Source organism: Rhodococcus sp. 7Tela_A2 (assembly GCF_049311045.1).
In the GTDB taxonomy this organism is placed as follows: Bacteria; Actinomycetota; Actinomycetes; order Mycobacteriales; family Mycobacteriaceae; genus Rhodococcus.
Genome location: NZ_JAXION010000066.1, coordinates 1 through 24,322 on the forward strand (window position 1 = coordinate 1; position 24,322 = coordinate 24,322).

The following is a 24,322-nucleotide window of genomic DNA, read 5'->3' on the forward strand; positions in this document are numbered from 1 at the left end:
GGGGGGGGGGGGGGGGGCCGCGCCCCCCCCCCCCGGGGGGGGGGGGCCCCCCCCCGGGGGGGGGCCCCACCCGGGCCCCCCCCCCCCCCGTCGCATGTTTGGCGCTCCCGTACCGCGGGTACAAGTCCGGTACCGATAGGTCGGTCCAGCAGTGCGCCGCCCTCGCATCGAATGCACCGCGTGCCGCGCTTGGCACCGGCGAGGCGAAAGCGATACTGCTGATGGATCCGACGTATTTCGAACGGCTCATCGCCGCACTCTGGACGAGGTGTTCTCCACGCCCCCGATGGGCTCCCGCCCTCGGTGACGGGTGGATGAAAGCCCCGAGCCCCGTGCCTGCCGACCGTGTCGTCAGCATGCGCGCTCCGGAGTCACCGCGCGAATCAGCGCAGGTCGCCGGCTCGTCTTCAGCTCGGCATCGGATGCACACAACGCTCGCGCAGTGGGAGGCGGCGCCCCTCCGCTGTCGAGAGCACCGGCGCTACGGCCGCGGTCGGCAGCAGTAGCCGACTCCGACCGGCCACCGGAATACGCGAAAGAAGAAAGAGGAAGATCATGCGAATCGCGATGGTATCCGACGACATCAGCCCGCTCGCCACCTGCGGGCGTGCGGACACGGACCGCCGGAAAGCGCATAGTGCCGAGTTGTTCGCCGCTCTCGCCCGTGCGGGCCACGACGTGACCGTCTACACCCGGCGCGACAATCCTGATCTCCCCGAACGCGTCACCACAGCTCACGGATACACGGTGGTCCATGTACCCGCGGGCCCGGCAGCCCCGCTGGTGGAAGACGAAGTGCTGCCGACGATGGGCACGTTCGCAGGCTTCCTGGAAGCGGACTGGATGCGGCACCGTCCCGACGTCGCGCATGCGCATTCGTGGACATCGGGAATCGCCACCCAACTCGCCGCCCGAGCGCTCTCCCTCCCTACCGTGCAGACCTTCGCCACCCTCAGCGTTGCCGAATCCGCGCTGCAATCCGGTGGGGAGATGGACCTTTCGAGCCGGATGCGGCTCGAACGTGTGCTGGCGAAGGGAGCACATCATGTGGTCGCGACGTGCTCGGAACAAGTCTTCGAGTTGTCTCGGATGGGTCTGCCACGAACACGGGCGTCGGTAGTCCCGTCCGGCGTCGACGTCGACCACTTCACCGTCGCCGGATTCGGCACGGTCCCGTCGTCCCGTGGACGGTACCGGCTCGTGGCGGCGGGGCGGCCGGCGCCGGAGGACGGGTTCGACACCGCCGTCACGGCGTTGTCGCTGCTGCCCGACACCGAACTCGTCATCGCCGGGGGAGCCGCGCACGACGACGCGGCGGCGGACGAAACGGACCGATTGCTCGCGCTCGCCGACGAACTCGGGGTGCGCGAGCGAGTGCACATGGAGGGGCACGTCACGCGAGACAGGATGCCCGCATTGTTGCGTTCGGCCGACGTGGTGCTGTGCCCGTCGCGGTACGAACCGTTCGGGATCGTGGCGCTCGAGGCCATGGCGTGCGGACGCCCGGTGGTGGCGACCGCAGTCGCGAGCCTGCGCGACATCGTGGTCGACGGGGTGACCGGGCTCCTCGTACCACCGCGCTCCCCGCACGCCGTCGCTACGGCCGTACGGGAACTGATCGCTGATCCGGTGCAGCACGGCGCTTTCGGTGTCGCGGGGCGCGATCGTGCCGAAACGCGCTATTCCTGGGGACGGGCCGTCGTCGACCTTGTCGGTGCCTACGAACGCGCCGTCCGGCAGTCCTTCGCCGAACCCGTCACGGTCCGCGCCGGCGCCTCCCGGTCGGGAGCACTGTGAGACCGGCGGCAGCGAGCGCTTCGGACCGGCCTCCGGCGACACGCGTCCCGACGCCCGCCGGATGCACCCCGCTCGCCCGGTGAGCCTCTAGCATCGGGCGCGTGACCGCCGCGCCCGACAGCACCAGCCCCTCCGCGCCGCTGCGGATACTCCTCTACAGCGACGACGCGGGTGTGCGCGCGCAGTTGAGGTCGGCGCTCGGAGACCGGGTGCACCCCGACCTGCCCCGGCTCGAGTACCTCGAAGTGGCCACCGCGCCGGTGGTGATCGCACATATGGACGCGGGCGACGTCGACCTCGCGATACTCGACGGTGAGACGGCGCCCGCGGGCGGACTCGGCATCGCGAAACAGCTCAAGGACGAGATCGATCCGTGCCCACCGATCGTGGTGCTCACAGGCAGAGCCGATGACGCGTGGCTCGCGTCCTGGTCACGTGCCGAGGCGGTCGTCACGCGCCCGATCGATCCACTGACGCTCGCGCGTGAAGTGGTACGACTGCTGCGTCCGGCCGGCCGCTGAACCGCCCGCGGGCCGATACCGAACCGACCGCTCCGTACCGAACGGCGCGCACGAACCTACCCCATCCGTACCTCGCTCCCGAGCGGACACGCGCGACGGAATTCTGCATCCGAAATCGCTGACAACTGCGGCACGAACGCTACTAGTGTGTGTGCGGTAGCTCACATGTGACCGAGTTGTCCCGGATTGCCGGGCTCGGGCACCGGGGACCGAGGTTCTGTGACTACGGCACGACCGGGAGACGTCAGCGGAACCGGAGGTGGCGATGAACGTCTATGTACCGATCCTGGTGCTGGGAGCGATCGCTGTCGCGTTCGCGGTGTTCTCGGTGGTCGTCGCTTCGATAGCCGGGCCGAGTCGCTACAACCGTGCCAAGCTCGAAGCCTACGAATGCGGCATCGATCCGACACCGCAGCCCGTCGGAGGCGGACGTTTTCCAGTCAAGTACTACCTCACGGCCATGCTGTTCATCATTTTCGATATCGAAATCGTCTTCCTGTATCCGTGGGCGGTGAATTTCGACGCGCTGGGCGTGTTCGGACTGCTCGCGATGGGGTTGTTCATGGTCAATGTGTTCGTCGCGTACGCCTACGAATGGAAACGCGGAGGACTCGCCTGGGAGTAGCCCGCGTGACGCACCGGCCGAGGGCGGTGTCGTCGAAGTGGCTGCGCGAGAAAGTGATCCACACCAACGACGCAAGTGGTAGGAGTCGAACATGGGTCTCGAGGAGAAGGTGCCGAGCGGATTTCTGCTGAGCACGGTCGAAACCCTCGCAGGATTCGCACGCAAGGGTTCGCTGTGGCCGGCGTCCTTCGGCCTCGCGTGCTGCGCGATCGAAATGATGTCCACCGCGGGAGGCCGCTACGACCTCGCACGATTCGGGATGGAAGCCTTCCGGGCGTCCCCCCGGCAGGCCGACGTCATGATCGTCGCCGGCCGGGTGAGCCAGAAGATGGCGCCGGCGCTGCGCCAGGTCTACGACCAGATGGTCGAGCCCAAATGGGTGCTCTCCATGGGGGTGTGCGCATCGTCGGGCGGCATGTTCAACAATTACGCCATCGTCCAGGGCGTCGACCATGTGGTGCCGGTCGATATCTACCTACCCGGGTGCCCCCCGCGCCCGGAAATGCTGATCCACGCGATTCTGGCGCTGCACGAGAAGATCGCGCACATGCCCCTCGGTGCCAACCGCGCCGACGCTGTGCGCGCAGCCGAGGAGGCCGCACTCTCGGCACGCCCGCTCATCGAGTTGACGGTGCCTCGGCGATGACGGGCGAACACCCCACTGAGGCCGGCCGGGAACAGATCGGCCCCGAGACCGGCAGGGAGCAGATCGATGTCCGGCGCGGCATGTTCGGTGCCCGCGACAGCGGCGACACCTCCGGGTACGGGCGCCTCGTACGGAGGATCACCCTGCCCGGCAGTTCGCCCCGGCCCTACGGCGGCTATTTCGACGACGTGGCCGACGCCCTCGACGATGCGCTCGCGCCCACCGCGGGGGAGGAATTCGCCGACGCGGTCGAGAAGATCGTCGTCTTCCGCGACGAAATGACGATCCATGTCCGCCGAGAGCATCTGCCGCACGTCGCCCTCGCCCTGCGCAACGACGCCGCGTTGCGGTTCGAACTGTGCCTGGGAGTCAGCGGGGTGCACTATCCGGAGGAGACCGGCCGCGAACTCCACGCGGTGTACGCCCTCATGTCCATCACACACAACCGGCGCGTGCGACTCGAAGTCACTGCGCCCGAGTCCGATCCGCACATCCCGTCGCTCTACGCCATCTATCCGACCAACGACTGGCACGAGCGTGAAACGTACGACTTCTTCGGGATCAGGTTCGACGGTCACCCCGCGCTGACCCGGATCGAGATGCCCGACGACTGGTCCGGGCATCCCCAGCGCAAGGACTACCCGCTCGGCGGGATCCCCGTGGAGTACAAGGGCGCCACCATCGCGCCTCCGGACGAACGGAGGGCATACAGCTGATGAGCGACACAGCAGCCACGTCCGGCGGCGCGCGTGACGACACCACCATCCTCACCGCATCCGGCCAGGACTGGGACGAGGTCGTCACGGCCGCCGCGGCGGCGGGCGAAGACCACATCGTGGTCAACATGGGCCCGCAGCACCCGTCCACGCACGGCGTCCTTCGGCTCGTCCTCGAGATCGACGGCGAAACCATCACCGAAGCGCGATGCAGTATCGGCTATCTGCACACCGGTATCGAGAAGAACGTCGAATACCGCAACTGGACGCAGGGCGTCACGTTCGTCACCCGCATGGACTATCTCGCGCCGTTCTTCAACGAGGCTGCGTACTGCCTCGGCGTGGAGAAACTGCTCGACATCACCCACCTCGTGCCCGAGCGGGCCGACGTCATCCGGGTGATGCTCATGGAACTCAATCGGATTTCCTCGCACATGGTCGCCCTCGCGACCGGAGGCATGGAACTCGGCGCCACCACGCCGATGCTGTTCGGCTTCCGCGAGCGCGAACTGATCCTCGACGTCTTCGAAACCATCACCGGACTTCGGATGAACCACGCATACATCCGGCCGGGTGGGCTGGTCCAGGACCTCCCCTCCGACGCGGTCCCGAAGATCCGCGATCTGCTGGCGATCCTGCCCTCGAGGATCCGCGACATGGAGATGCTTCTCGACGACAACCCGATCTTCATCTCGCGCACCCGGGGTATCGGCTACCTCGACCTGACCGGGTGCATGGCGCTGGGGGTCACCGGGCCGATCCTGCGGTCGACCGGGCTGCCGCACGACCTGCGCAAGGCGCAGCCGTACTGCGGATACGAGAACTACGAATTCGACGTGGTCACCGACACCGGCAGCGACTGTTACGGCAGGTACCGGATCCGGATCGGTGAAATGAAGGAGTCGCTGAAGATCGTCGAACAGTGCCTCGACCGGCTGCGCCCGGGCCCGGTGATGGTGGAGGACAGGAAGATCGCGTGGCCGTCGCAACTCACCCGCGGCAGCGACGGTCTCGGCAATTCTCCCGAGCACATCCGCCGGATCATGGGCACGTCCATGGAGGGACTGATCCACCATTTCAAGCTCGTCACCGAAGGACTGCGGGTGCCCGCGGGCCAGGTGTACGTCTCGGTCGAGTCGCCTCGCGGCGAATTGGGGGTCCACATGGTCAGTGACGGCGGCACACGGCCCTACCGGGTGCACTACCGCGACCCGTCGTTCACGAACCTCCAGGCGGTGGCCGCGATGTGTGAGGGCGGCATGGTGTCCGACGTGATCGCCTCGCTCGCGAGTATCGATCCGGTGATGGGTGGGGTGGACCGATGAGCACCGAATACGTCCACAAGGGAGACACACCCGTTCCCACCGGAGGTCAGGAACCGGTCTTCCTTCCGCTCGGGCCGCGACCGGAGGAAAACGCCTCGATCGTGCGCCCCGGTGCACGCCGGAGCTATCCCGACGACGTGCTCGCCCGGCTCGAAAAGGATGCCGCCGAGATCATCGGCCGCTACCCCCACGGCCGCTCCGCCCTGCTTCCGCTGCTGCACCTCGTCCAGGCCGAGGACAGCTACATCACGCCCGCAGGACTCGAATTCTGCGCCCGGCAACTGGGATTGTCCGGCGCGGAGGTCGCTGCGGTTGCCACTTTCTACACCATGTACCGGCGCAAGCCCACCGGCACCTACCACGTCGGAGTGTGCACGAACGCGCTCTGCGCGGTCATGGGCGGTGACGAGATCTTCGAAGCGGTGCGGGATCATCTCGGCGTCGCCAACGGCGAGACCACCGAGGACGGCGCGATCACGCTCGAGCACATCGAATGCAACGCCGCCTGCGATTTCGCCCCCGCGATGACCGTCAACTGGGAACTGTTCGACAACGCGTCCGTGGAGTCCGCGGTCGACCTCGTCGACGACCTCCGTGCGGGGCGGCCGCCTCAGCCCACCCGCGGCGCCGCGCTCACGACGTTCCGCGACACCTCCCGGTTGCTCGCCGGATTCCCCGACGAACGCGACGGCGCGCTCGAAGCCGGCGGCACCGCAGGTGGCGCCTCGCTGGCCGGTCTGCGCGTCGCTCGCGATCGCGGGATGGCCGCCCCGCCGGCGCCACGCGACGGTGACGCCCGCGCCGACAGCGATCTCGGGAACGTGGGGACGGCTCTGACGCCCGTGCTCACGCGGTCCTGGGGTGACGACGAGGCGTGGACACTCGACGCGTACCGCCGTCAGCACGGTTACGAGGCGTTGCCGATCGCCCTCGGCATGGAACCCGACGCCGTGGTGTCGGCGGTCAAGGACGCGGGCCTGCGCGGGCGTGGGGGCGCGGGGTTCTCCACCGGCACCAAATGGTCGTTCATTCCGCAGGGTGACGACAAGCCCCACTACCTCGTCGTCAACGCCGACGAATCCGAGCCCGGAACCTGCAAGGACATCCCGCTCCTGTTCGCCACTCCGCATGCCCTCCTCGAAGGAGCGATCATCGCGGCCTACGCGATCCGCGCGCGGCACGCGTTCGTGTACCTCCGCGGTGAGGCCGTTCCGGTACTGCGGCGGTTGCAGGCCGCTGTCGCCGACGCGTACGCCGCCGGGTACCTCGGCAACGACATCCTCGGCTCGGGATACGATCTCGATCTCGTCGTGCACGCCGGCGCCGGTGCCTACATCTGCGGCGAGGAAACCGCTCTGCTCGACTCGCTCGAAGGTCGTCGTGGGCAGCCGCGTCTGCGGCCGCCGTTCCCGGCGGTCGCGGGTCTGTACGCGTGCCCCACCGTGGTCAACAACGTCGAATCCATCGCCAACGTGCCGCCGATCATCCGCAACGGAGTCGAGTGGTATCGGTCGATGGGCACCGAGAAGTCTCCGGGCTTCGCCCTGTTCTCCTTGTCCGGGCACGTCACGACCCCGGGGCAGTACGAGGCTCCGCTCGGGATCACGCTGCGCGAACTGCTCGAGTACGCGGGCGGTGTCCGTTCCGGTCACGAGCTGAAGTTCTGGACTCCGGGCGGATCGTCCACACCGATCTTCACCGCCGAGCATCTCGACACACCGCTCGACTACGAAAGTGTCGGCGCCGCAGGGTCGATGCTCGGGACACGTGCCCTGCAGATCTTCGACGACACGACGTGCGTGGTCCGGACGGTGTTGCGCTGGAGTGAGTTCTACGCCCACGAGTCGTGCGGGAAATGCACCCCGTGCCGCGAAGGCACGTGGTGGCTCGTGCAGATCCTCGAGCGGCTCGAGGCGGGCCGGGGCACCGAAGAGGACCTCGCCACCTTGCTCGACATCTCCGACAACATCCTGGGCCGGGCGTTCTGCGCACTCGGCGACGGCGCGACGAGTCCGATCACCTCGTCGATCGGATACTTCCGCGACGAGTACCGCGCGCACGTCGAACAGGGCTGCTGCCCCTTCGATCCGCACAGCGCCACACTCGCCGCCGGCGCAGTACGCGAGGAGACTTCATGAGTTCAGCTCCAGGAACGGACCCGGTCGGCGCCGCCCCGGCGGACGATCAGGTCACCGTCACCATCGACGACATCGAAATCCGTGTTCCCAAGGGAACATTGGTGATCCGCGCGGCCGAACTCGTCGGCGTGCAGATCCCTCGCTTCTGTGACCACCCGTTGCTCGACCCGGTCGGAGCGTGCCGGCAGTGCCTGGTGGACGTCGAAGGGCAGCGCAAACCGCTCGCCTCGTGCACCACCGTGGTGACCGACGGCATGGTCGTCCGGAGCCAGGCCACCTCGCCGGTGGCGGACAAAGCGCAGCGCGGTGTCATGGAGTTGCTGCTCATCAACCATCCGCTCGACTGCCCGGTGTGCGACAAGGGTGGTGAATGCCCGTTGCAGAACCAGGCATTGAGCAACGGTCGCGCCGAATCCCGGTACATCGAAGAAAAGCGCACGTACCCCAAGCCGATCGCGATCTCGTCGCAGGTGCTGCTCGACCGGGAACGCTGCGTCCTGTGCGCGCGCTGCACCCGCTTCTCGGACCAGATCGCCGGCGATCCCTTCGTCGACATGCTCGAGCGTGGGGCACGGCAACAGGTCGGCATCTACACCGAAGAACCGTTCGAGTCGTACTTCTCGGGAAACACCGTGCAGGTCTGTCCTGTCGGGGCGCTCACCGGCGCCGCCTACCGGTTTCGGGCGAGGCCGTTCGATCTCGTGTCCAGCCCGAGCGTGTGCGAACACTGCGCCAGCGGCTGCGCACAGCGCACCGACCATCGTCGCGGCGTGGTGCTCCGGCGACTCGCCGGCGACGATCCGGAGGTCAACGAGGAGTGGAACTGCGACAAGGGCCGGTGGGCGTTCGCGTACGCCACGCTGCCCGACCGGATCACCGGTCCGCTGGTTCGCGACGAGTCGGGTGAACTCGTCCCCGCGTCCTGGCCCATGGCACTGGCGGTGGCGGCGCGCGGCCTGAAAGCCGCCCAGGGCGCGGCCGGGGTACTGGTCGGCGGGCGGCTCACCCGGGAGGATGCCTACACGTACGCGAAATTCGCCCGCGTCGCGCTCCGGACCAACGACATCGACTTCCGGTCCCGGGTCCACTCGGCGGAGGAGACCCGGTTCCTCGCCACCCGCGTCGCGGGGCGCGGCGTCGGTGTCACCTATCGCGACCTCGAGAACGCGCCGGTCGTGCTCCTGGTCGGTGTCGAACCCGAAGAGGAATCGCCCATCGTGTTCCTCCGGTTGCGCAAAGCCGTCCGGGCCGGGCGCACCGCGGTCTGGACCGTCGCGCCGTATGCCGGTGCCGGCGCGAAGAAAATGCAGGCCCGCGTGCTCGGGTGCGTACCCGGCACCGAGGCGGAACTGCTCGACGCGCTGCGCTCGGGTGACCGGCAGGATGTCGATACCGACCTCCTGCGCCGCGACGGAGCACTCGTTCTCGTAGGGGAGCGTCTTGCCGGTGCCCCGGGCGGACTCACCGCCGCCACCCGACTCGCCGACGCCACGGGTGCGCGCCTGGCGTGGATCCCGCGGCGCGCCGGGGAACGCGGCGCACTCGATGCGGGCGCGTTCCCGGCGTTGCTTCCCGGTGGCCGTGCCGTCACCGACGCCGACGCGCGGCGCGAGGTCGCGACGGCATGGAATCTGCCTTCGGCGGACGATCTTCCGGACGTTCCCGGCCGCGACACCGCCGCGATGCTCGAGGCCACGGCAGCGGGCGATCTCGGCGCTCTGGTCGTCGCCGGGGTGGAGATCGCCGATCTGCCCGACCCGGACGCGGCGCGGGCGGCGCTCGTCGCCGCGCCGTTCGTCGTCAGTCTCGAAATGCGCCGCAGTGAGGTCACCGACCGTGCCGATGTCGTATTTCCCGTCGCGTCCGTGGCCGAAAAGTCCGGCACGTTCGTCGACTGGGAGGGCAGGGCACGACCCTTCGGAATCGCACTGCGCCAGGCCGACTCGATGCCCGACCAGCGTGTACTGCACGCGATCGCCGACGCCATGGACATCGATCTCGGTGCGTCCGACACCGCCTCGGCGCGAACCGAACTCGGCCGTGTGGGTGACCGTCCGGCACCGGACGCACCGCTTCCCGACGTCGTCTCCACCGAACGCGAACGCCCCGGACCGGGCGAAGCGGTTCTGGCCACCTGGCGGATGCTGCTCGACGCGGGACGGCTCCAGGACGGTGAGCCGAATCTCGCCGGGACCGCGCGGGTACCGGTCGTGCGGCTGTCGGAGCCGACGGCCACCGAGATCGGTGCCCGCGACGGCGAATCGATCACGGTGTTCACCGAACGCGGTGAGATCACATTGCCGCTCGTGATCGACGCGCTCCCCGAGCGGGTGGTCTGGCTCCCGACGGCCTCGCCCGGGGCGGGCGTCCACGAACACCTCGCCGCGACGGCCGGTGACGTGGTGGGTATCCGTGCCGCGCTTCCGGATACGGAGGTACCGCAATGATCATCTCCGCCGACCGGTCCGTGCCCACAGCGCGGGAGGTCGACCTGTCGATGTTCGGGATCGACCCCTGGTGGCTCGTGATCGTCAAAGCCCTGCTGGTCTTCGCGTTCCTGGTGCTCACCACGCTCGTGCTGATCCTCGCGGAACGCAAGGTCATGGCATGGATGCAGATGCGGGTCGGACCGGACCGGGTCGGACCGAAGGGACTGCTGCAAACCGTCGCGGACGGCATCAAACTCGGTCTCAAGGAAGGCATCACCCCGAGCGGGGTGGACAAACCCCTCTACCTGCTTGCGCCCGTGCTCGCGACCGCCCCCGCGCTCATGGCCTTCGCGGTCATCCCGTTCGGTCCCGTGGTGTCCGTGTTCGGAGAACGCACGCCGCTGCAGCTGACCGACCTTCCCGTCGCCGTGCTCTACATCCTCGCCGTCACCTCGATCGGTGTGTACGGGATCGTGCTCGCCGGATGGGCGTCGGGATCGACGTACCCGCTGCTGGGCGGATTGCGTTCGACGGCGCAGGTCATTTCGTACGAGATCGCGATGGGACTGTGTTTCGCCGCCGTCTTCCTGCTCGCCGGCACCATGTCGACGTCGGGGATCGTCGCCGAGCAGACGGGGATCTGGTTCGCTCTGCTGCTGTTGCCCGCATTCCTCATCTACTGCGTGTCGATGGTCGGTGAGACGAACCGGGCGCCGTTCGACCTTCCCGAAGCTGAGGGCGAACTCGTCGGTGGGTTCCACACTGAATACTCGTCGCTCCGGTTCGCGATGTTCATGCTTGCCGAGTACGTCAACATGATCACCGTCTCCGGGCTGGCCACCACGCTGTTCCTCGGTGGCTGGCGCGCGCCGTGGCCGCTGAGCATCTGGGACGGAGCGAACACCGGATGGTGGCCGCTGCTGTGGTTCGTCGTGAAGATCTGGCTGGTGCTGTTCGTGTTCGTGTGGCTCCGGGCCACGCTGCCCCGCCTGCGATACGACCAGTTCATGGCACTGGGATGGAAGGTGCTCATCCCGATCGCCGTGGTGTGGGTGATGGTGGTCGCCGTCATCGTTCTTCTCGCCGGCGAAGGACGCCTGCCCGGCACCGCATCGCTCGTCGTCGCGGGCATCGCCGTCTCGGCGGTGTCGTTCTGGTACCTCGGGTACCGCTGGCGTCGTGCGGCCGACCCCCGAAACGACCCCGGCACCGGCACAGCCGGGCCGCCCGTCCGGCACGACCCCACGATGGGCGGATACCCGGTGCCTCCCTTGCCCGGGCAACTGCCCGCGAGTGCGCCGGCCACAACCCAGGAGGAGAGCAATGTCTGAATTCCTCGGCCCGCTCGCCGGTTTCGGCGTGACCTTTTCGACCATGTTCAAAAAGCCCAACACCGAGTTCTATCCGGAAGAAAAGAATCCGACCGCCGAGCGTTACCACGGTCGCCACCAGCTCAATCGGTACGCGGACGGACTCGAGAAGTGCATCGGGTGCGAACTCTGCGCGTGGGCGTGCCCGGCCGACGCCATCTACGTCGAGGGAGCGGACAACACCGAGAGCGAACGGTATTCGCCGGGTGAGCGATACGGACGCGTCTACCAGATCAACTACCTGCGCTGTATCGGCTGCGGACTGTGCATCGAGGCGTGCCCCACCCGCGCCCTGACGATGACCAACGACTACGAGATGGTCGACGACAACCGCACCGATCTGATCTACGACAAGGATCGCCTTCTCGCGCCGCTCCAGGACGGAATGCAGCCGGCGCCGCATCCCATGTCGCCGGGCGCCGCGGACGAGGACTACTACCGCGGCACCGTCCCGCCGGTGGACGATAGCGATGCGTCGGCTCCGACGGAAGGGCAACCGTGATGGGTGCGCCGGGAACAATGCTGCTCGCCCAGGAACTCACCCGCACCTCTACCGGGGAAGGGGTGCAGTTCTGGATTCTCGCGACCGTCGCGGTGATCGGTGCACTCGGCGTCGTCGGCGCGGCGAAGGCCGTCTATTCGGCGATCTTCCTCGCGATGACCATGGTGGTGCTCGCCGTGTTCTACATCGCCCAGGGAGCGTTGTTCCTCGGTGTCGTGCAGGTGGTCGTGTACACCGGTTCCGTCATGATGTTGTTCCTGTTCGTGCTCATGCTCGTGGGCATCGACTCGTCGGACTCGCTGGTCGAGACACTGCGCGCACAGCGCGTTCTCGCCATCGCGGTGGGAATCGGCTTCGGGGTGCTGCTGATCGGCGGACTCGGAAACGCTGCGGTGACGGGCTTTGTCGGCTTCGACTCCGCCGACGCAGCCGGAAATGTCGAAGAACTCTCGGTACTGCTGTTTTTGGACTACGTCTGGGCCTTCGAACTCACCGGCGCTCTGCTGATCACCGCGACCATCGGCGCGATGGTGCTCGCGCACCGGGAACGGCTCGGGCCGCGGCGCACCCAGCGTGAACTCTCCGAGGAACGGTTCCGCAACGGCGGCCGGGTGACTCCGCTGCCCGGACCGGGCGTCTATGCCCGGCACAACGCCGCCGACGTTCCGGCGATGCTCCCCGACGGCTCGTTCGCGGACAGTTCCGTCGGTCCGCTGTTGCGGCGGATCGGGCGCGGCTGGGGGCCTGCCGATCTCGGCATCCCGGGCCCCGCGGAGCAAGGGGAGGCCCGGCCTGACCGTGACGAGGGGGAACGGCCGTGAATCCGGAGAACTATCTCTACCTCTCGGCATTGCTGTTCACGATCGGCGCCTCCGGAGTGCTGTTGCGGCGCAACGCGATCGTCGTCTTCATGTGCATCGAACTCATGCTGAACGCTGCGAATCTCGCCTTCGTCACGTTCGCGAGAATGCACGGCAACCTGCACGGTCAGGTCTTCGCCTTCTTCACGATGGTGGTCGCTGCAGCCGAAGTGGTGGTGGGACTCGCGATCATCGTCACCATCTTCCGGACTCGTCGCTCCGCCTCGGTGGACAACGCGGATCTTCTCAAATACTGACGGTCGCCCCCAAAGGACGGTGAGAGTGACGAACCACGACGCGCCGAGAGGACACAGGACATGAACTCGTTCCCCTCGTCGGCACTCTGGTTGATCCCCGCGATCCCACTGTTCGGGGCAGCGGTACTACTACTCGCGGGGCACCGCAGCGACAGGTGGGGTCACCTGCTCGGCTGCGGCACCGCACTCGTGTCGTTCGTACTCGGGGCGGTGGTGTTCGCGCAGATGCTCGGCACGGACGCCGACGCACGCAGCACCGGGCAGACCCTGTTCGAGTGGGTGTCCGTCGGCGGGCTGCAGGTCGACTTCGGGCTCCGGATCGACCAGCTGTCGGTGTGTTTCGTGCTGCTGATCACCGGGGTGGGGGCGCTGATCCACCTCTACTCGGTCGGATACATGGCTCACGACGCCGCCCGGCGGAAGTTCTTCGCGTACCTCAACCTGTTCCTCGCGGCGATGCTGGTGCTCGTTCTCGCCGACAACTTCCTCGTCCTGTACCTCGGCTGGGAGGGCGTGGGTCTCGCGTCGTACCTGCTGATCGGTTTCTGGCAGCACAAGCCCTCCGCGGCGACGGCCGCGAAGAAGGCGTTCGTGGTCAACCGCGTGGGAGACATGGGACTGCTCGTCGCGCTCATGATCATGTTCGCCACCTTCGGCTCCCTGGACTACGACACGGTGTTCGCTGCCGTACCGGACGCGAGCGAGGGGATCGTCACCGCGCTGGGCTTGATGCTGCTGCTCGCCGCATGCGCGAAATCGGCACAGCTGCCGCTGCAATCGTGGCTCGGCGACGCGATGGAAGGCCCGACTCCCGTCTCGGCGCTCATCCACGCGGCGACGATGGTCACCGCCGGCGTCTATCTCATCGTCCGGGCGAACACGGTCTTCGAGGCCGCGCCCGCCGCGCGGCTCGCCGTGGTGATCGTCGGCGCTGCCACGTTGTTGTTCGGCGCGATCATCGGCTGCGCGAAGGACGACATCAAGAAAGCGCTCGCCGCGTCCACGATGAGCCAGATCGGATACATGGTGCTCGCCGCCGGGCTAGGACCCGCCGGATGCGTCTTCGCGATCCTGCATCTGCTCACCCACGGATTCTTCAAGGCGGGGTTGTTCCTCGGCGCAGGCTCGGTGATGCACGCGATGAACGACGAGACCGACATGCGACGATTCGGCGGGCTGCGGACGGTCATGCCCATCACCTTCGCCACGTTCGGACTCGGATACCTCGCGATCATCGGGGTTCCGCCGTTCTCCGGGTTCTTCTCCAAGGACAAGATCATCGAGGTCGCCTTCGCCGAGGGCGGTGTGGGGGGAGCCGTACTGGGGAGTGCGGCGCTGCTCGGCGCGGGGCTGACCGCGTTCTACATGAGCCGCGTCATGATCATGACGTTCTTCGGAGAACGGCGGTGGGACGAACCTGTCGAACCGCACGAAGCACCGCGGATCATGACGTGGCCGATGATCGTGCTTGCGATCGGATCGGTGGCCGCGGGCGGTGCGCTGGTCGCCGGCGGGGCGCTCGAGCACTGGCTCGAACCGGTGGTGGGGGTCGCACCGCACGGCGGCGGGTTGCCGGTGTGGCTGGTCACGACGCTCACTCTCGGTGTGGTCGCCGTCGGAGTCGCCGTGGCGTACCGGCAGTACGCGACGCGGCCGGTGCCGGAATCCGCCCCGGTCGACGTGTCGTCGTTCACGACTGCCGCCCGCCGGGACCTCTACGGCGACACCGTGAACGAAGAGGTCTTCATGCGACCCGGGCAGGTGGCGGTGAGTGCGCTCGGTGAGGTCGAAAGCCGCGGAATCGACGGCACGATCGACGGAACGGCCGCCGTCGTCGGTGGTGTGTCCCGCCGGTTGCGTCGTCTTCAGACCGGGTTCGTCCGGTCGTACGCCCTCTACATGTTCGCGGGCGCGACGATCGTCGTCGGCGCCCTGATGCTGGTGAGACTGTGATGGGGGTGAAGCGCTCGTGACCACCGTGCCCTGGCTGACGATCCTGTGGGTCCTCCCGCTGATCGGCGCAGTGCTCGTCTTTTCTCTGCCTGCCCGGATGGCCTCCGGGGCGAGGATGCTCGGGCTCGGGGTGGCTGTCGCGGTCCTGCTCGTCGGTATCGGGCTGGCTGCCGGCTTCGATCCGTCCGGTGACCGTTTCCAGTTCGTCGAATCACAGCCGTGGATACCGTCTTTCGGTTCCGGATACCGGCTCGGCATCGACGGCATCGCCCTCGTGCTCGTCCTGCTCACAGCAGCCCTGGTGCCACTGCTCATGATGGCGGGGTGGAACGACGGCCGTGACTCCGACGAACGGGACGCCGACGAACGATATGCCCACGCTCGTGAGTCCGGCGACCGCGCAGAACGGTCACGGCCCCGCTCCGCGCACACCTATGTCGCGCTGATACTGCTCGTCGAATCGATGGTGCTGGTCTCGTTCACGGCACTGGACGTGCTGCTGTTCTACGTGTTCTTCGAGGCCATGCTCATCCCGATGTACTTCCTCATCGCGGGTTTCGGAGGCCGGGGCAGCGACCGTGGTACCCGGTCGCGCGCCGCCGTGAAATTCCTGCTCTACAACCTGCTCGGTGGTCTCGTCATGCTCGCCGCCGTGGTCGGCCTCTACGTGGTGACCGCGCGGGCGGGACTGGGCAGCGACCCCGGGTTCGGCACCTTCGACATCCGGGTGATCACCGAGGCCGCAGCGGCCGGGGATCTCGGTGTCGCACCGGTCGTACTCAACTTCCTGTTCCTCGGTTTCATGGTTGCTTTCGCGGTCAAGGCGCCGCTGTGGCCTCTGCACGGATGGCTTCCCGACGCGGCGGTGCAGACCACCCCGGCGGCCGCGGTGCTCATGATGGCGGTGGTCGACAAGGTCGGCACCTTCGGCATGCTGCGGTACTGCCTGCAGTTGTTTCCGGAAGCGTCGGTGTATTTCGCGCCCGTGGTGGTCACGCTGGCGGTCGTGGGAATCGTCTACGGCGCGATGCTCGCGATCGGCCAGACGGACGTGATGCGGCTGATCGCCTACACCTCCATCTCGCACTTCGGTTTCATCGTGCTCGGCATCTTCGCGATGACCGCGCAAGGCCAGACCGGGTCGACGCTGTACATGGTCAACCATGGCGTCTCGACCGCAGCATTGTTCCTCATCGCGGGATTCCTGGTCTCGCGCAGAGGTTCCCGTGCGATCGCCGCCTACGGCGGGGTGCAGAAGGTGGCTCCCGTCCTGGCCGGCACGTTCCTGGTCGCGGGCCTGGCGACGCTCTCGCTTCCCGGTCTGGCACCGTTCGTGAGCGAGTTCCTCGTCTTCGTCGGCACGTATCCCCGCTACCAGGCCGCCGCCGTGATCGCGACCGTGGCGCTGGTCCTCTCCGCCCTCTACATCCTGTGGCTGTACCAGCGCATGATGGGTGGCCCGGTCCGCGGCGACACGTCCGGTGACGCCGCACCGCACGGCACCCGCGTCACCGACCTGGTGCCGCGCGAAATCGCCGTGGTGGCACCGCTCATCGCTGTACTGCTGTTCCTCGGTCTCTACCCCCAGCCGGTACTCGACGTGATCACACCCGCGGTCGACGCCACGCTGATCTCCATCGACCTGGACCAACCCGAGCCGACCGTTCCGTCGGACAGTCCCGTAGCCGAGCACGGCTCGGGTGACGGCACCGAGGAAGGGGCCCACGAGTGATACTTCCCGACAGCGGAGCCGCGCTCGCACAGTCGTTGCCGGCGCCCGACATCGACTACGGCATGCTCGCGCCGATGCTGTTCGTATTCGCGGCTGCGGTCCTCGGAGTGCTCGTCGAGGCCTTCGTTCCGTCCCGGGCGCGATACGTCACGCACGTCGTACTGAGTCTCGGTGCACTGATCGCCGCACTCGTAGCGGTCGTGCTGCTGATCGGCACCCGAGGGTGGACGGTGGGCGGGGCAGTCGTGATCGACGGCGTCACGCTCTTCCTGCAGGGCTCGATCCTGGTGGTGTCGGTGCTGTCCATCGGGCTCGTCGCGGAACGCGGCGTCGAGACCGCGCCTCTCCCGGAACCCGACGGCGGGGGAGCGCCCCGGCGCACCGACGCATTCGCACCCCAAGCCGCCGCGCTGCCCGGCAGTGTCGCCGAGCGTGAGGCGACCGCGGCGGGAATCACCCGTACCGAGGTGTTTCCCCTGGCACTGTTCGCGATCGGCGGCATGCTGCTCTTTCCCGCGTCGGGCGACCTGCTCACCATGTTCGTCGCGCTCGAGGTCCTGTCGTTGCCGCTGTACCTGCTGTGCGGACTCGCCCGCCGGCGTCGGCTGCTCTCGCAGGAAGCGGCACTGAAATACTTTCTGCTCGGGGCGTTCTCGTCGGCGTTCTTCGTCTACGGAATCGCCCTCCTGTACGGCTACGCGGGCACGGTGCAACTGCCCGGGATCGCCTACGCGGTCACGGCGGGAATCGGAGACGAGACGGTCGCGCTGATCGGCGTCGGCCTGCTGTCGGTCGGGTTGCTGTTCAAAATCGGTGCGGTGCCGTTCCATTCGTGGACCCCGGACGTCTATCAGGGAGCGCCCACACCGATCACCGCCTTCATGGCCGCCGCGACGAAGATCGCCGCATTCGGTGCCCTCATGCGAGTGCTGTACGTCGCGGTGCCGGGCCTGAGCGACGACTGGCGCCCCATCCTGTGGGCCGTCGCCATCGCGACGATGCTCGTCGGGGCGGTGCTGGCGGTGACCCAAACCGACGTCAAGCGCATGCTCGCGTACTCGGCCATCAGCCATACGGGATTCGTGCTCACCGGCGTCGTGGCCTCGAACGCGGTCGGGGTGGCGGCCACACTGTTCTATCTGTTCGTCTACGCCGTGGGTGCCGTCGGCGTGTTCGCGGTGGTCAGCCTGGTCCGCGACCCGGACGGCGAGGCGTGGGATCTGTCCCGGTGGGCCGGTCTGGGCAGGAGGTATCCCGCCCTCGGCGCGGTGTTCGCGTTGTTCCTGCTCTCGCTCGCAGGTATCCCGCTCACCAGCGGGTTCATCGCGAAGTTCGCGGTGTTCGGTGCTGCGGTCGCGGGCGGCGCGGTCCCGTTGGTGATCGTCGGTGTACTGGCCAGTGCCATCGCCGCGTACTTCTACGTCAAGGTGATCGTGCTGATGTTCTTCAACGATCCACCCGAGTCGCCACCGGAGTTCGCGGCGACGAGCACGTCCACAGGTGCGGTGGTGGCGTTCGCGGCGGTCATCACCGTTCTGCTGGGCATCATGCCTTCCCCGGTGCTCTCCCTTGCGGAGCAAGCCGTCGGATTCCTGCAATAGCGGTCCGAACGATCACCCCTGCGGCGGGTCGTGAGCCCGACGATCAGAGCCGGTGCACGCGCTCCGAGGACAGGTGATGCGACACCGGTGTGCCGGTGCGAGCGAGGTGCACGGGGTCCAGGTCGAGGCGGCGCAGCAACTGGGCGTTGAGGGCCACCACGATGGTGGAGATCGACATCAGGATGGCGGCGACCGCGGGTGAGATTGCGATCCCGGCGAAGGCCAGTACCCCGGCGGCGAGCGGCACGGCGACGACGTTGTAGCCGGCCGCCCAGACCAGGTTCTGCCACATCTTCCGGTAACTGGCGTGGGAGAGTTCGATGATCGACAGCACCGCCCGGGGGTCGTCGGCCGCGAGGACCACCCCGGCGGATTCGATGGCCACGTCGGTGCCGGCGCCGATGGCGACGCCGACGTCGGCGCGCGCCAGAGCGGGTGCGTCGTTGACGCCGTCGCCGACCATCGCGACGGTGCGGCCGCGCTGCTGTAGTTCGGCGACCTCGGCGTCCTTGTTCTCGGGCAATACCTCGGCGAACACCTCGTCGATGCCGAGGTCTGCGGCCACGGCTTCCGCGACCTGCCGGGCGTCGCCCGTGATCATCGCGACATCGATTCCGCGGGCGTGCAGAGCGTCGATCGCCTGCCGGGATTCGTCGCGGACCGCATCTTCGAGCGCCACGGCGCCGAGCACGCGGCCTGCGAGCACGACGTGCAGGACCGCTGCGCCGCGCCGGACCCAGCCACGGGTGACTCCGGCGACGTCGTCGGGCACCGACAACCGCAGGTCCGAGAGCATCGCCGGGCCACCGACGATCACTTCCGTGCCGTCGACGAGCGCGCGCACCCCGCGCCCCGGCAAGGAACGGAAATCCGTGGCGCCCAGACGGTCGGGCGCGGCGACCCGGTCGTCGGCCGCAGCCACGATCGCACGGGCCACGGGATGTTCACTGTCCGCTTCGACTGCGGCGGCCAGGGCGAGCAGGTACGCGTCACCGGTGTCCGCCGTGGCGGCGACCCCCGTGACGCGCGGGCGGCCTTCGGTCAGCGTGCCGGTCTTGTCGAACAGAACCACATCGACGGTGCGCATGCGTTCCAGCGCGAGCCGGTCCTTGACCAGCACCCCGGCCTGCGCGGCCCGCGTGGTGGAAATGGCGATCACGAGTGGAATGGCAAGACCCAGAGCATGAGGACAGGCGATGACGAGAACGGTGACGGTGCGGACCACGGCCTCGTCGAAGTTGCCCAGCAGCGACCAGATCAGGAACGTCAGCACGCCCGCGCCGGCAGCGAAGTAGAACAGGAACGCAGCAGCCTTGTCCGCGAGCGCTTGGGCACGGGAAGAGGAGGCCTGGGCGTCGGCAACCAGACGCTGGATACCGGCCAGTGCGGTGTCGTCGCCGACCGCGGTGACCCGCAGTCGCAGGGCGCTGTCGGTGGTGACGGTACCCGCGACCACCGTGTCGCCGGCGCTTCGGGCGACAGTCTTGGATTCGCCGGTGATCATCGACTCGTCGACCTCTGCACGCCCCTCGACGACGGTGCCGTCGGCGGGCACGCGGGCTCCGGCGCGCACCAGCACCAGATCGCCGGTGGACAACTCGGTGAGGGGGACTTCGCGGGTCCCCTCGTCGGTGATCTTCTCCGCGGTGTCCGGGAGCATCGCCGCCAACGCTTCGAGGGCTCCGGACGCCGATCCCAGGGCGCGCATCTCCAGCCAGTGCCCCAGCAGCATGATCACGATCAGCAGGGCCAGTTCCCACCAGAAGTCGAGTTTGAACCCACCGATTCCGAGCGTGGTGACCCACGAGGCGACGAACGCGACGGTGATGGCCATGGCGATCAGCAGCATCATTCCCGGCCGGCGGGAGCGCAGTTCGGCCCAGCCCCCGGTGAGGAAGGGCATACCCCCGTAGAAGAAGATCACCGTGCCCAGAACGGGCGGAATCCACGAGGCGCCCGGGAAATCCGGCAGGTGGTAGCCGAGCAGGTCGGCGACCATGTGGCTGAATGCGACCACGGGCACAGACAGGACGAGGCTGATCCAGAATCGGCGGCGGAACATCGCGGCGTGACCGGCATGTCCCATATGCCCGCCGTGGTCGGCGTGTCCGGTGTGACCGCCCTGTTCCGCGTGGGCCGGATGCTCGCCGTGGGTGACGTGCTCGGCGTGCGTGGCCGTGGCCGAGTCCGGATGGGAGTGACCGGGTTCCGGATGCGACATGAGTCTCCTCCCGACCGGCGGATCGATCTGCCACCGCGCGGACGGCCACCGAAAGTCCCGGCGGATGTGCACGGCGCTCCGATCGATTGTGCGCCCGGAGCGCCGACCTCGGGACGGGTTGGGCGACTCCGTCGGCTGCGGGTCGTTGCACCGACCCCGGGTGGGGTGCTGTCATCGAACACACGGATCTACGGGAGGGGCAGAGGTGACTGCCGTCGAGGAGTTCGAAGACCTGCGTCCACTGCTCTTCGCCATCGCCTACCGCATCCTCGGGAGCGTCGCGGAGGCCGAGGACGCCGTCCAGGATACCTGGGTGCGATACGACGCATCCGGAACACTGCCGGAGTCGCCTCGAGCGTTCCTGTCCACGGTCGTCACGAGGGTGTCGATCAACGTGCTCGAATCGGCCCGCGCGCGCCGCGAACAGTATGTGGGGGAGTGGCTTCCGGAGCCGATACTCGACGAGCCCTACGACGATCCGCAGCGCTCGGCAGAGCTGACGGAATCAGTGTCGATGGCGGCGCTCGTCCTGCTCGAGCGCCTGACCCCCCTCGAGCGCGCCGTCTTCGTGTTACGTGAAGCATTCGGATTCGGTTTTGCCGAGATCGCCGACATCGTCGACCGATCGGAGGCGGCGTGCAGGCAGCTTGCGGTGCGAGCACGCCGTCACGTCGACCGCGGCGCGGCACGATTCGATGCCGATCCGCATGCCCACGAACAGCTCACCGCGCGATTTCTCACGGCGTTTCAGGACGGTGACGTCGACGGCATGCGCGACCTGCTGGCCGCCGACGTGCACCTTGTGGCCGACAGCGGCGGCAACGCGCCGGCGGTGCGGAGGGTTGTCGTCGGCGACGACAAGGTCATGCGTTTGCTCGCCTCGTATGTGGCGCCCATGGCGCAGATCGGCATGGTGCTCGAGCCTCGAAACATCAACCGGCATCCAGGTGTGATCGTGCGCGACAACAGCGGTGCCATCGTGCAGGTCATGTCTTTCGACATCGCCGACGGAAAGATCGGCGCAGTCCGGGTCGTGATCAACCCGGACAAACTCGTGCACCTCGGGCGGGTCGCGGACGTACGCGCGCTCGCGCAGCAGCTCCGCGACCTGCAACGACCGTGAACCCGCCGGGCCCGATTCTCTGCAACCGTGTCACACACACCGATCCTGTCTTGTCTTCGATGACGAGGGCTCGACACAGAGCCACGTAGGGATCGGAGAAATCATGTCTCAGCCACGCCCCCGCGTCGTCGTGATCGGCGGCGGATACGCCGGAGCTGCCGCAGCCGGTCGCATGAGCCGGAAGGCGGCGGTCACCGTGATCAATCCTCGGCCGCACTTCGTCGAACGGACCCGGCTCCATCAGTTCGCAGTCGGAAACCATCATGCTTCCGGCGACTACCGCACACTCCTGGGGAAAGGAACAGAACTGCTGGTCGATACCGTGACACGCATCGAATCCCGCACGCGGACAGTTCATCTCGCCACCGACGACTCCGTCGGGTACGACTACCTGATCTACGCCGTGGGGAGCACCGCGACACGGCGGGCCACCGTGCCGGGGGTCGAAGAATTCGCCTACCCGGTAGCGGAATTCGAGCACGCAGAGCGCCTTCGGCACGCCCTGAACACGCTCGACGCCGAGGCGGTGATCACGGTGGTCGGCGCAGGGCTCACCGGTCTCGAAACAGCCGGGGAACTCGCCGAGCAAGGCCGTCGGGTCCGTCTCGTGTGCAGCGGTGTCATCGGCCCGGTGCTGACCGGGAGAGCACGCCGCGCCACGCACGAACGTCTGTCGAACCTGCACGTCGAGGTCCACGAGAATGCACGTGTGGTCCGGGTCGGCCCGGATGAGTTGGCGCTCGGGGACGGTACGGTTCTGCCCAGCGCGGTCACCGTCTGGACCGCCGGATTCGGGGTTCCCCAACTCGCCCGCGCGAGCGGGTTCCGCACGGATACGCTCGGCCGGATCCTCACCGACGAGACACTGACGAGCATCGACGACGATCGTGTGATCGCCGCAGGAGATTGCGCAGCCCCCTCGGGCGACCCGGTGCGGATGGCATGCCAGTCTGCACTTCCGATGGGACTCACCGCGGCCGATACGGTTCTCAGCCGTATCGCGGGCGAGGAACCCGCGACGCTCGACCTCGGATTCAACGGCATCGGTATCAGCCTGGGACGACGCTCGGGCGTCGTCCAGTTCCACGAGCGGGACGACACCCCGAAAGATCGAGCATTTGCCGGCCGGATTGCCCTGTCGATCAAGGATCTCGGGCTGAAAGCCGCCATGGCGGGCCTTCGCGTGGAGGCACTACGTCCGGGCACCGTTGCCTTGCCGGGAGGCGGCCGGCATCCCTCCGATACCCAGGCGCGTACCGCTGACCCTGCTCACGCCGCCACAGAGGACAGCGCTCCGTTCTCCGACACGCGCTGACAAAAGGGTCGCCGGCGCGCGGCGCGTTGCGTGACCGGACGACGGTGAGGGCCCGGGGTGCCATGGCACGGCCCGGGCAGGGGAGTCAGCGCATCCACAGTCTCGGCTCGCGGTACCGCCCGGCGCCCACCTGCGGCGCGACGATGTCGTCGAACGCGTCGATCAGGTGCTCGGGAAACCATCGGGGATCGGTGTCCGCGGTGGTCGCCACCACCGTCAGTTGACGCTCGCGTGCCGTGACCGCCAGGTCGGTGAGCGCGACACGGGATCGGGCATCCAGCGCCGCGACCGTTGCTGCGAGGTCGGCCACGAGCAACAGGCGAGGCCGCACCACCACGCCGGCTGCGAGGTCGGTGACCACCCGGGACATCTGTGCGGGTGTCACGGCGGAAAGGCACGCAGCGGACTGCCGGGCATCGAGCCCCGTCAGCCAGCCGTGCCGACGGTGCGGATCGAGCACGACCACGTCGTGCGTGCCACACGACAGGGCGTTCATGGCCGCCAGGTCGAGGGCGACGCTGGGCGGGGCGAGTCGCTCGTCGCGCGCGATGAGGAGATTGCGCCCGGCCGACAGATCCCAGGACACCGGCATGCCCGCACTGTCGCGGCCGAACGGAATCAGGGTCCGGCGGGCGGGGGCGGCCGCAGTGCATGTAGATGCGCCGCGCGGCAGCCCGTCGCCCGGCGCTCGCGCCGGGCGTGCGGGGGCAGCGCCGGAACAAGCTCGGGGTGCGGGGGGAATGACCGGCGGCGTCATGGTGGGAGTCCGTTCCGTGTCGGTGAGGTGCGAGGCAATCTCCGATACGGCGCAACCCTAGACGGGACCTCCGACAGAATCCGGGCCCGCTCCCGTGAGCGGGACTGCCGCGATGCGTGCCATGCCCGGTGGCGAGCACACCGAGACGTGCGCTACTCCGGCGGTTCCGGCGGACCCAGTTCGAAAGCCGGATGCAGGTGTGCCTCGGCTTCGAAATCTTCCGCGGGCGCGTTCTTCTCGGCGTGGAAGTAATCCCGGGTAGCTGAGGCGACGGCGACATAGTGCTTCAGGACGGGTCCGGCCTCGTGTGCCGAGATTTCCCGCACGGAATAGTCGTGGCTGCGGAACCTGCGCGTCAGACGGACGTGGCCCGCGGCGCGGGCGTTGTGAACCCAGGGCACCCCGCCCGAAGCCGCCCCCCCCCCCCCCCCCCC

19 protein-coding genes and 1 pseudogene are annotated in these 24,322 nt (G+C 67.9%); 17 read left to right on the top strand and 3 right to left on the bottom strand.

Annotation, left to right across the window (positions count from 1 at the left end):
• The first annotated feature begins 555 nt into the window (after nucleotides 1–555).
• The 15 genes from TVH25_RS13450 to nuoN all read left to right on the top strand — a co-directional run bounded on the left by TVH25_RS13450 (nucleotide 556) and on the right by nuoN (nucleotide 18,472).
• Entirely contained in the window at nucleotides 556–1,797 is a 1,242-nt protein-coding gene (locus TVH25_RS13450; RefSeq protein ID WP_422424411.1) for a glycosyltransferase, read from the top strand.
• Between the two features lie 92 nt (nucleotides 1,798–1,889).
• A complete protein-coding gene (locus tag TVH25_RS13455; protein WP_169652962.1) occupies nucleotides 1,890–2,318 on the top strand; it encodes a hypothetical protein in 429 nt (142 codons plus the stop codon).
• Nucleotides 2,319–2,583: 265 nt separating this feature from the next.
• Nucleotides 2,584–2,943: an NADH-quinone oxidoreductase subunit A gene (locus TVH25_RS13460; protein ID WP_169620050.1), complete on the top strand. Its 360-nt coding sequence runs from the start codon at nucleotides 2,584–2,586 to the stop codon at nucleotides 2,941–2,943.
• A gap of 91 nt (nucleotides 2,944–3,034) precedes the next feature.
• The gene (locus TVH25_RS13465; protein WP_169620049.1) at nucleotides 3,035–3,589 is read left to right on the top strand and encodes a NuoB/complex I 20 kDa subunit family protein; all 555 of its coding nucleotides are present in this window, start codon (nucleotides 3,035–3,037) and stop codon (nucleotides 3,587–3,589) included.
• Entirely contained in the window at nucleotides 3,586–4,305 is a 720-nt protein-coding gene (locus TVH25_RS13470; protein WP_422424412.1) for an NADH-quinone oxidoreductase subunit C, read from the top strand. Before TVH25_RS13465 ends, TVH25_RS13470 begins: the two co-directional genes overlap by 4 nt.
• Nucleotides 4,305–5,630 carry an NADH dehydrogenase (quinone) subunit D gene (nuoD, locus tag TVH25_RS13475; RefSeq protein WP_296549693.1) on the top strand — a complete coding sequence of 442 codons (1,326 nt, stop codon included), beginning with the start codon at nucleotides 4,305–4,307 and terminating at the stop codon, nucleotides 5,628–5,630. Before TVH25_RS13470 ends, nuoD begins: the two co-directional genes overlap by 1 nt.
• Complete coding sequence (gene nuoF, locus TVH25_RS13480; protein ID WP_422424413.1) at nucleotides 5,627–7,768, top strand: NADH-quinone oxidoreductase subunit NuoF; 2,142 nt, start codon at nucleotides 5,627–5,629, stop codon at nucleotides 7,766–7,768. Before nuoD ends, nuoF begins: the two co-directional genes overlap by 4 nt.
• Nucleotides 7,765–10,215 (top strand): NADH-quinone oxidoreductase subunit G, encoded by a 2,451-nt coding sequence (locus TVH25_RS13485; RefSeq protein ID WP_422424414.1) that lies wholly within the window; start codon nucleotides 7,765–7,767, stop codon nucleotides 10,213–10,215. The genes nuoF and TVH25_RS13485 overlap by 4 nt, the downstream gene beginning before the upstream one ends.
• Nucleotides 10,212–11,528 (top strand): NADH-quinone oxidoreductase subunit NuoH, encoded by a 1,317-nt coding sequence (gene nuoH, locus TVH25_RS13490; protein ID WP_169620044.1) that lies wholly within the window; start codon nucleotides 10,212–10,214, stop codon nucleotides 11,526–11,528. Before TVH25_RS13485 ends, nuoH begins: the two co-directional genes overlap by 4 nt.
• On the top strand, nucleotides 11,521–12,069 hold the full coding sequence (gene nuoI, locus TVH25_RS13495) for an NADH-quinone oxidoreductase subunit NuoI (protein ID WP_169652912.1): 549 nt from the start codon (nucleotides 11,521–11,523) through the stop codon (nucleotides 12,067–12,069). The genes nuoH and nuoI overlap by 8 nt, the downstream gene beginning before the upstream one ends.
• Nucleotides 12,069–12,890 (top strand): NADH-quinone oxidoreductase subunit J, encoded by an 822-nt coding sequence (locus TVH25_RS13500; RefSeq protein WP_422424424.1) that lies wholly within the window; start codon nucleotides 12,069–12,071, stop codon nucleotides 12,888–12,890. Before nuoI ends, TVH25_RS13500 begins: the two co-directional genes overlap by 1 nt.
• Entirely contained in the window at nucleotides 12,887–13,186 is a 300-nt protein-coding gene (gene nuoK / locus TVH25_RS13505; protein WP_169620041.1) for an NADH-quinone oxidoreductase subunit NuoK, read from the top strand. The genes TVH25_RS13500 and nuoK overlap by 4 nt, the downstream gene beginning before the upstream one ends.
• A 60-nt stretch (nucleotides 13,187–13,246) precedes the next feature.
• Complete coding sequence (nuoL, locus tag TVH25_RS13510; RefSeq protein ID WP_422424417.1) at nucleotides 13,247–15,139, top strand: NADH-quinone oxidoreductase subunit L; 1,893 nt, start codon at nucleotides 13,247–13,249, stop codon at nucleotides 15,137–15,139.
• Nucleotides 15,140–15,155: 16 nt separating this feature from the next.
• Entirely contained in the window at nucleotides 15,156–16,871 is a 1,716-nt protein-coding gene (locus tag TVH25_RS13515) for an NADH-quinone oxidoreductase subunit M (protein WP_169620039.1), read from the top strand.
• Nucleotides 16,871–18,472, top strand: coding sequence for an NADH-quinone oxidoreductase subunit NuoN (gene nuoN / locus TVH25_RS13520; RefSeq protein ID WP_296549721.1), 1,602 nt, complete (start codon nucleotides 16,871–16,873; stop codon nucleotides 18,470–18,472). Before TVH25_RS13515 ends, nuoN begins: the two co-directional genes overlap by 1 nt.
• Before the next feature lie 43 nt (nucleotides 18,473–18,515).
• On the opposite strand, the gene TVH25_RS13525 is transcribed toward nuoN, so the two are convergent.
• A complete protein-coding gene (locus tag TVH25_RS13525) occupies nucleotides 18,516–20,558 on the bottom strand; it encodes a heavy metal translocating P-type ATPase (protein ID WP_422424426.1) in 2,043 nt (680 codons plus the stop codon).
• A 340-nt stretch (nucleotides 20,559–20,898) separates the two neighbouring features.
• Between TVH25_RS13525 and TVH25_RS13530 the strand changes: the two genes are divergently transcribed.
• The gene (locus TVH25_RS13530) at nucleotides 20,899–21,816 is read left to right on the top strand and encodes an RNA polymerase sigma-70 factor (protein ID WP_422424419.1); all 918 of its coding nucleotides are present in this window, start codon (nucleotides 20,899–20,901) and stop codon (nucleotides 21,814–21,816) included.
• A 103-nt stretch (nucleotides 21,817–21,919) separates the two neighbouring features.
• Nucleotides 21,920–23,131 (top strand): NAD(P)/FAD-dependent oxidoreductase, encoded by a 1,212-nt coding sequence (locus tag TVH25_RS13535; RefSeq protein WP_422424421.1) that lies wholly within the window; start codon nucleotides 21,920–21,922, stop codon nucleotides 23,129–23,131.
• Nucleotides 23,132–23,216: 85 nt separating this feature from the next.
• Here TVH25_RS13535 and TVH25_RS13540 read toward each other — a convergent pair whose 3' ends face one another.
• On the bottom strand, nucleotides 23,217–23,723 hold the full coding sequence (locus tag TVH25_RS13540) for a hypothetical protein (RefSeq protein ID WP_296549706.1): 507 nt from the start codon (nucleotides 23,721–23,723) through the stop codon (nucleotides 23,217–23,219).
• Nucleotides 23,724–24,040: 317 nt separating this feature from the next.
• Nucleotides 24,041–24,322, bottom strand: a pseudogene (locus tag TVH25_RS13545) (nitroreductase family deazaflavin-dependent oxidoreductase); the annotation flags it as partial.

Coding starts and splice junctions, on each gene's coding strand:
- TVH25_RS13450 (WP_422424411.1), top strand. CDS start 556: ATGCGAATCGCGATGGTATCCGACGACATCAGCCCGCTCGCCACCTGC.
- TVH25_RS13460 (WP_169620050.1), top strand. CDS start 2,584: ATGAACGTCTATGTACCGATCCTGGTGCTGGGAGCGATCGCTGTCGCG.
- TVH25_RS13465 (WP_169620049.1), top strand. CDS start 3,035: ATGGGTCTCGAGGAGAAGGTGCCGAGCGGATTTCTGCTGAGCACGGTC.
- TVH25_RS13470 (WP_422424412.1), top strand. CDS start 3,586: ATGACGGGCGAACACCCCACTGAGGCCGGCCGGGAACAGATCGGCCCC.
- nuoD (WP_296549693.1), top strand. CDS start 4,305: ATGAGCGACACAGCAGCCACGTCCGGCGGCGCGCGTGACGACACCACC.
- nuoF (WP_422424413.1), top strand. CDS start 5,627: ATGAGCACCGAATACGTCCACAAGGGAGACACACCCGTTCCCACCGGA.
- TVH25_RS13485 (WP_422424414.1), top strand. CDS start 7,765: ATGAGTTCAGCTCCAGGAACGGACCCGGTCGGCGCCGCCCCGGCGGAC.
- nuoH (WP_169620044.1), top strand. CDS start 10,212: ATGATCATCTCCGCCGACCGGTCCGTGCCCACAGCGCGGGAGGTCGAC.
- nuoI (WP_169652912.1), top strand. CDS start 11,521: ATGTCTGAATTCCTCGGCCCGCTCGCCGGTTTCGGCGTGACCTTTTCG.
- TVH25_RS13500 (WP_422424424.1), top strand. CDS start 12,069: ATGGGTGCGCCGGGAACAATGCTGCTCGCCCAGGAACTCACCCGCACC.
- nuoL (WP_422424417.1), top strand. CDS start 13,247: ATGAACTCGTTCCCCTCGTCGGCACTCTGGTTGATCCCCGCGATCCCA.
- TVH25_RS13525 (WP_422424426.1), bottom strand. CDS start 20,558: ATGGGACATGCCGGTCACGCCGCGATGTTCCGCCGCCGATTCTGGATC.
- TVH25_RS13535 (WP_422424421.1), top strand. CDS start 21,920: ATGTCTCAGCCACGCCCCCGCGTCGTCGTGATCGGCGGCGGATACGCC.
- TVH25_RS13540 (WP_296549706.1), bottom strand. CDS start 23,723: ATGCCGGTGTCCTGGGATCTGTCGGCCGGGCGCAATCTCCTCATCGCG.